The sequence below is a fragment of the Psychrobacter sp. ENNN9_III genome, assembly GCF_001462175.1.
Lineage (GTDB): Bacteria > Pseudomonadota > Gammaproteobacteria > Pseudomonadales > Moraxellaceae > Psychrobacter.
Map to the genome: position 1 here is coordinate 1 of NZ_LNUO01000049.1, position 7,091 is coordinate 7,091.

The 7,091-nt window shown below is 44.9% G+C and carries 6 protein-coding genes and 1 pseudogene; 5 read left to right on the top strand and 2 right to left on the bottom strand.

Annotation, left to right across the window (positions count from 1 at the left end; all coding sequences use genetic code 11):
• The first annotated feature begins 154 nt into the window (after positions 1–154).
• On the top strand, positions 155–742 hold the full coding sequence (gene orn / locus PENNN9_RS03720; RefSeq protein ID WP_058368397.1) for an oligoribonuclease: 588 nt from the start codon (positions 155–157) through the stop codon (positions 740–742).
• A gap of 129 nt (positions 743–871) precedes the next feature.
• Here orn and PENNN9_RS03725 read toward each other — a convergent pair whose 3' ends face one another.
• A complete protein-coding gene (locus PENNN9_RS03725; protein ID WP_058368398.1) occupies positions 872–1,714 on the bottom strand; it encodes a UDP-2,3-diacylglucosamine diphosphatase in 843 nt (280 codons plus the stop codon).
• A gap of 56 nt (positions 1,715–1,770) precedes the next feature.
• Positions 1,771–2,290, bottom strand: a pseudogene (locus tag PENNN9_RS03730) (peptidylprolyl isomerase).
• A gap of 227 nt (positions 2,291–2,517) precedes the next feature.
• On the opposite strand from PENNN9_RS03730, the gene PENNN9_RS03735 reads away from it, so the two are divergent.
• From PENNN9_RS03735 to PENNN9_RS03750, 4 genes are all read left to right on the top strand, one after another.
• The gene (locus tag PENNN9_RS03735) at positions 2,518–4,245 is read left to right on the top strand and encodes a glutamine--tRNA ligase/YqeY domain fusion protein (RefSeq protein ID WP_058368399.1); all 1,728 of its coding nucleotides are present in this window, start codon (positions 2,518–2,520) and stop codon (positions 4,243–4,245) included.
• A 125-nt stretch (positions 4,246–4,370) separates the two neighbouring features.
• Positions 4,371–5,384, top strand: a complete 1,014-nt coding sequence (locus PENNN9_RS03740) for a patatin-like phospholipase family protein (protein ID WP_058368400.1) — start codon at positions 4,371–4,373, stop codon at positions 5,382–5,384.
• 317 nt (positions 5,385–5,701) lie between these two features.
• Positions 5,702–6,340, top strand: coding sequence for a peroxiredoxin (locus PENNN9_RS03745; RefSeq protein ID WP_058368401.1), 639 nt, complete (start codon positions 5,702–5,704; stop codon positions 6,338–6,340).
• Positions 6,341–6,504: 164 nt separating this feature from the next.
• Positions 6,505–7,091: glutathione S-transferase family protein (locus tag PENNN9_RS03750; protein WP_058368402.1), on the top strand; the 587-nt coding region annotated here is incomplete at its 3' end.

Below are 7,091 nucleotides of genomic sequence, written 5' to 3' on the forward strand. Positions count from 1 at the left end.
TAGCAGATAGGGTTTTTGTAATATTTGAACTTTTTAGTTTTTTTACACCAGCAGACGTGCAGTGATGCTAAACAAACATCATTATCGTTATGTAATTTATACAACGAAACTTACTTGAATATTGTTTCAAACTTTATTGACCATAGGACAGAATATGAGTACCGATGACCATCCCAATAAAATCAAAATTAAAAACCAAGGTAAAAAAGGGTTGGTATGGATTGATTTAGAAATGACTGGGCTCAACACCTTAACTGATGAGATTATCGAGATTGCCACTGTCGTCACTGACGAAGATTTAAACGTCCTTGCAGAAGGGCCAGTGTTTGCGATTAAGGTATCTGATCGGGTATTAAATAGTATGGATGAGTGGAATACCAAACAACATGGACAATCAGGCTTGGTTGATCGTGTACGTCGTAGCAGCGTGACGCTGGCAGAGGCTGAAGCTGAAACCATTAAGTTTTTGAATAAATGGGTCGATAGCGGTAAGTCGCCGATGTGCGGTAACTCAATCTGTCAAGATCGTCGATTTTTGGCGCGGCAAATGCCAGAGCTGGAGCGGTTCTTTCATTACCGCAACCTTGACGTGTCATCGATTAAAGAGCTGTGCTTTCGCTGGCGTCCCGATATCTTAAAAAACTTTGAAAAAGGCGGCAGTCATCTCGCGTTAGATGATATCCGTGACTCTATTCGTGAGCTTAAGCATTATCGTCAGCACTTTTTTAAACTCATGCCTTAATAAGATTGATAAGTTAAGCTCGATAAGTAATGAGCCTGCACTTGATAAGTGAACAACCAACTACGAAGGGTCTGCTAAATAGTTAGCAGACCCTTATTTTATGACATCATTTAGTTTATAAAAAAGAAGCTAGACCTGTAATTTAAATTCAACCAATTCAAATTTAGCTTTATTGCTATCTGAGTGTTCATTAGCGAACACTACACCGATCACTGCGCTGACCATTGGTTTACGGGTGTCTTCGTTCAGCCGCCGCCAATCACCCAGCACGTAGCGTTTTTTATCTGTCGTCGCTTGATGGATATCTGGACGATGGGTATGGCCATGTAGCAGCGCATCGCTATTAGCCACGGCTTGTATTACCGCCTCATCGTTGACATCCATAATGTGAGCGGCTTTATTAGCATTGTTTTGTTGGCTTTTTTGGCGCATTTTTTCCGCGATGGTCAAGCGTTTTTCTAAGGATTTATTCAGCAGATACCACTGGGTTAGACGGTTGCGCATGATTTTACGAAAAAACTGATATTTTTTATCATCAATACAAAGCGCGTCGCCATGCTCGAGACGGTAGTGTTGCTGCCCGATGGTTAACATATACGGCTCATTAATCAGCTCCCCGCCAAACAGGTTGCAAAACGGCTGACCCAGTAGAAAATCACGATTACCATGCATCACCAATATCTCACAGCCCTTGATACGCAGTTGTTTTAATTTAGCGATAAGCGGGGTGAGCCAGTGGGTTTGGCGCGCGTCATCTGACAGCGTCAAATAAGCGTCATCACCGATCCAGACCTCAAACCAATCGCCTAAGATAAATAAACGTTTGAGGACGGGCAGGGCCAGACAGTCATCGAGCAGTGCCAAAAAAGCCTGCACTAAGGCAGGCTCCTCTGGCGATAAATGCAAATCGCTGATGAATACTTGCCGCACCTCATGTGGGCGGGTCGTTATCAGATGATTAAACGTTTGCATTTATCATAATCCTTGTCATCTATTATCAGACTATCAGTAACACTTACTTATATGACTTACTGAGAAACGATGGTCGCAGAGTTGATAACGACAGGCTCTTTTGGCACATCAGCATGCATGCCGAAGCGACCGGTTGGTACGCCGCGCATTTTGTCGATGACGTCCATACCGCTGGTGACTTTACCAAATACCGTGTAGCCCCAGCCTTGCATGTTTTTGCCAGAGTGGTTTAGGAAGTCATTGTCTTTGACGTTGATAAAGAACTGGCTGGTCGCTGAATGTGGATCTTGCGTACGCGCCATGGCGATAGTGCCCTTGTCGTTCTTTAGGCCATTGTCCGCTTCGTTTTCGATGGGAGCGTTGGTTGCTTGCTTTTTCATTCATCTCAGCGTCCATGCCGCCGCCTTGAATCATAAAGCCATCGATGATGCGATGAAAAATCGTACCGTCATAATGGCCAGATTTTACGTAATTTAAGAAGTTTTCCACGGTTTTTGGCGCTTTTTCTTCGTTGAGTTCGATGACGATCGCACCCATATTGGTGTCTAGTTCTACTACTGGTGGCATGTCTACCATGTGATATTCCTTTTTTAGTTGCAGCGCCTTAAATGACGCTGTCAAGTGGTGGTTGAAAAGTTATGGCTAGTCTAACGGCTTTTTTGTCGTCTGTCATGTATCAGGCTGTTAATGCCTTTGCGAAACCTGATAGAATAACGCAACGTTATCTTTTATCAGTCTTTTTTAATTTATCATTTTTGAGCGTGGTAACACGCGCTGAACACTTGCGCTAGGAGCAATGAGTAATGAGTGAGCACTCAAGCAATAATGCACAAAAAAACGACTTTATTCGTAATATCATTCGTGATGATGTCAATGCGCAGAAATACCCCCAAATCGTAACGAGATTCCCCCCTGAGCCAAACGGCTATTTGCACTTAGGTCATGTCAAATCAATCTGTCTAAACTTTGGTATCGCTGAGGAGTTTGGCGGTGTTTGCAACTTGCGTTTTGATGACACCAACCCAACGGCAGAAAAACAAGACTTCATCGACAATATAGAAAACGATGTCAAATGGTTAGGGTTTGAGTGGGCAGGCGAGGCGCATCACGCCTCAGGTTATTTTGATCAGCTTTATGCGTGGGCAGTGCAGCTTATCGAGCAGGGCGACGCCTATGTGGATTTGCAGTCGCCTGAACAAATCCGCGACAACCGCGGCTCATTTAATGAGGCAGGTACGCCATCACCGCAGCGTGATGCCAGTGTCGCAGAAAACTTGGCGCGCTTTAATGAGATGAAAGATGGCAAGTTTGCCGAAGGCGAAGCGGTGCTACGTGCCAAAATCGACATGGCCAGCCCCAATATGAACATGCGCGACCCTGTCATCTATCGCGTCATGCACCAAGCGCATCATCAAACCGGCGATAAATGGTGCATCTATCCGATGTATGATTTTGCCCATCCGCTCTCTGATGCGCTTGAAGATATCACCCATTCATTGTGTACACTGGAGTTTGAAGACCATCGTCCGTTTTATGATTGGGCGGTAGAAAAAATCGGCTTTGAGGTGCCGCCGCATCAGTATGAGTTTAGCCGCTTAAATGTCGACCACACCATGACCAGTAAGCGTAAGCTCAAACAGTTGGTCGATGAAGGGGTGGTGAGTGGCTGGGATGATCCGCGCATGCCGACCATCGCGGGCATGCGCCGCCGTGGTTATACGCCAGAGGGTCTGCGCGATTTTTGTGAGCGCGTTGGCGTGACCAAAGTCGATAGCGTTGTTGATTTTCGTTTATTAGAATTTAGTATCCGTCAATCACTTGAGACGACGACCGCGCGCGGCATGGCGGTGCTCAAGCCCTTAAAAGTGACGATTACCAACTTTGCGGAAGCGGTCAGCAGCTGGGAGGCACAAAAGGCCGATAGCGTCAATGCGCGCTGGGATGAAGATGCTCAGACTCTATGGCTCAAGCAGCCAAAACATCCTAACGTCGATATGGGTGAGCGTGAGATTCCGTTTACCGAAACCCTTTATATCGACCAAGGCGACTATGAAATTGAACCGCCAGCCGGCTATAAGCGCCTGTCACCAGAAAAGCCAGAAATCCGCCTGCGTAACACTTATGTGCTGGCCGTGACTGAGCATATCACTGATGATGCTGGCAATGTGACCGAGCTAAAAGCGACGATTGATCCTGCGACATTGGGCAACAACCCTGAAGGCCGCAAAGTCAAAGGCGTGATTCATTGGGTGTCAGCAAGCCTTGGCGTGCCTGCGACCGTGCGTATGTATGAGCAGTTATTTAGTGTCGAGGACCCAGGTAGCGCCAGTGATGTGCATCAAGTGCTCAATCCCAATTCATTGACTGAGCTTGCAGCAGTGGTTGAGCCGTCACTTGCCAACGCAGATGCTGGCACGCGCTTTCAGTTTGAGCGTGAAGGCTACTTCATCGCCGATAGTGAAGAGCACACCAGCGACAAGCCAGTGTTTAACCAAATCGTGAGCTTACGCGACAGTTATAAGCCGGCTTAATTATCGTCTATCAAACTCTTGAAAGTGCGATGTTTGGATTAGGGATACAAGCCAATAGTAGATGTGTTGATTGTTTGACCCAATAGGCATGCTCGACGATACATCTAAGGGAGAGTAAAGGGATTATGATTAAAAAGTCAATCAATCTAGCATTACAAGGCGGCGGTTCTCACGGCGCCTTTACTTGGGGCGTACTGGACTATTTCATGGAAGATGGCCGCGTCAGTGTAGAAGGTATCACTGGGACGAGTGCTGGTGCCATGAATGCAACGGTATTGGCACAAGGCTATATGAATGGTGGTGCAGATGGCGCGCGTGAAGCGCTTGAGCAATTTTGGCGGCAAGTGGCCTACATGGGCATGATGAACCCTGTTAAACGTAGCCCTTTGAGTATTTTGACTGGCAAATGGGATGTGGACGACTCACCAGCGTACCTAATGCTTGATCTGTTTAGCCGGGTAGCGTCACCTTACGACACCAACCCTTTGAATATCAACCCGCTACATGATCTGGTTGAGTCTACCATTGACTTTGAAAAGGTCAGAGCTTGCAGTCAGCTCAAGCTGTTTGTAGCGGCAACCAACGTGCATACGGGCAAAATAAAAGTATTCAACCGTGAAGAGTTGACCGCAGACATGATTTTAGCTTCGGCATGTCTGCCTTCTTATTTTCAAGCGGTTGAAATCGATGGCATACCGTATTGGGACGGTGGTTATGTTGGCAATCCTCCTTTGTATCCTTTGTTTCGCACCACTAAGTCCCAAGATATTGTGATTGTTCAAATTAATCCGATTGAGCGCAACGAAACCCCGACAAGTGCCATAGAAATACAGAACCGTATTAATGAGATTTCGTTCAATTCATCTTTGTTAAGAGAGTTACGAGCGATTGACTTTGTGACCCGTCAACTACAGAAAAACAATCTGGATAGAGAGCGTTATTCTGAGGTCTTCTTGCACCGTATTGAAGCCACTGAACAAATCAATCCACTGTCAGCGTCTAGTAAAATAAATTCTGAATGGGCATTTTTAACGCACCTACGCGATATCGGTCGTGAGTCTGCAAAAGCCTTTCTTGATCAACACTACGATGGTTTAGGCCAACAGTCTACTCTAGATTTACGAAGTGAGTTTTTATAAGTGAGTCATATATAAGCTAAAGTATTGACGCTATAGATTAAACTTGACAATAGTAGTTTGCAATTGTGCCTATTTCTAGTACGCTAGACATGAGCTTTTTTGTGTAAATAATAATTTAATCTATATTGATTCGCTTAGGGATAAATGGAATAACCGCATTACAATCCGTCACAAGACATTCATAACCAGTTTGTTAATATAAAATAGAATTCTTACTGACGTTAGCCGAGTTACTGTTTCATAGCTCGGCACGTCAACGATAATAACAGAGCGCCTTGAGAAACTTTATCGCTCATTACTAATACAAGGAATTAAGTATGGCACATTTACGTCTAGGTGATACCGCACCAAACTTTGACGCTACAACAACAGATGGTGATATCAATTTTTATGATTGGGCAGGGGATAGCTGGGTTGTGTTGTTCTCGCATCCTGCCGACTATACGCCAGTATGTACGACTGAGCTTGGACGTACCGCAGCATTAGGTGGTGAGTTCCAAAAACGCAATGTCAAACCCATTGCGCTGTCAGTTGATGATTTAGAAGATCATAAAGGCTGGGTAGGTGACATCGAGGAGACTCAGGGTACTGCTGTCAACTTCCCTATCATTGCTGACTCAGATCGCACGGTCGCCGATCTTTATGACATGATTCATCCAAACGCTGATAATACTGCCACAGTCAGAAGCGTCTTTATTATTGATCCAAACAAAAAAGTACGTTTAACGCTAACTTATCCTGCCAGCTGTGGTCGTAACTTTGATGAAATCGTTCGGGTCATCGATGCGCTACAATTATCTGATGAATACAATGTCGCGACGCCTGTAGATTGGCAAGATGGTGACGACGTTATTATTCCGCCAAGTGTCAAAAACGAAGATATCGCTGCCAACTATCCTAAAGGACATACAGAAGTTAAGCCATATCTACGTACAACGCCTGCACCAAATAAATAAGCTAAGTGCTGTAACCTGGTAAAACTACTGATGAAAGCCAAAAAACCTCATAACGCAAAGTTATGGGGTTTTTTACTAATATTCTGACAAGTATTAATAAGGCTTTGCTATGATAACTATAGTAGGCTATAACTATTATTGATCACCCTTCCACGGAGTTTGCCATGAAGACATTGTATGTAACTCGTACTGCCCCTAATCCACGTAAAGCACTTATTCTATTAGCGTCAAAAGGTATCGACGTTGATGATATGGATGACATAAATGTCGTAGATATCGACTTTGCTGCCAATGAGCAAATGTCAGATGATTTTACTCAGATGAATCCTATGCAAACCGTACCAGTATTAACCTTAGATGATGGTACCGTACTTAACGACTCTCAGGCAGTCTGCGAATACCTTGATCGCGTCTATGGTGAGCGTTCGGTGATGGGCAATGATGTGGTACAACGTGCACAAGTCTGCTCTATGCGCCGTATTGCTGAGTTTGAAGTTCTATATAACCTTATGCTGGCATTTCAGCACAGCCATCCATCTAAAGCGCAGCGCGTTGAGCAAGTACCAGAGTTCGTTGCGCCGTCTATCGCTCGTGCTGTCAAAGCATTATCTTATTTTGAAAACGCTTTAGTTGGTCATGAGTACCTAGTTGGCGAGCAACTGAGCTTTGCAGATATCGTGCTGTATTTAGGGTTGGATTTTGGCAAAATACTTAAGGTCAATCCTAATGAGCAAGGGGAAAATTTAGCGCG

What these genes read in the sequence shown, in the direction of transcription:
- orn (WP_058368397.1), top strand. Translation starts at nt 155, where the DNA reads ATGAGTACCGATGACCATCCCAATAAAATCAAAATTAAAAACCAAGGT.
- PENNN9_RS03725 (WP_058368398.1), bottom strand. Translation starts at nt 1,714, where the DNA reads ATGCAAACGTTTAATCATCTGATAACGACCCGCCCACATGAGGTGCGG.
- PENNN9_RS03735 (WP_058368399.1), top strand. Translation starts at nt 2,518, where the DNA reads ATGAGTGAGCACTCAAGCAATAATGCACAAAAAAACGACTTTATTCGT.
- PENNN9_RS03740 (WP_058368400.1), top strand. Translation starts at nt 4,371, where the DNA reads ATGATTAAAAAGTCAATCAATCTAGCATTACAAGGCGGCGGTTCTCAC.
- PENNN9_RS03745 (WP_058368401.1), top strand. Translation starts at nt 5,702, where the DNA reads ATGGCACATTTACGTCTAGGTGATACCGCACCAAACTTTGACGCTACA.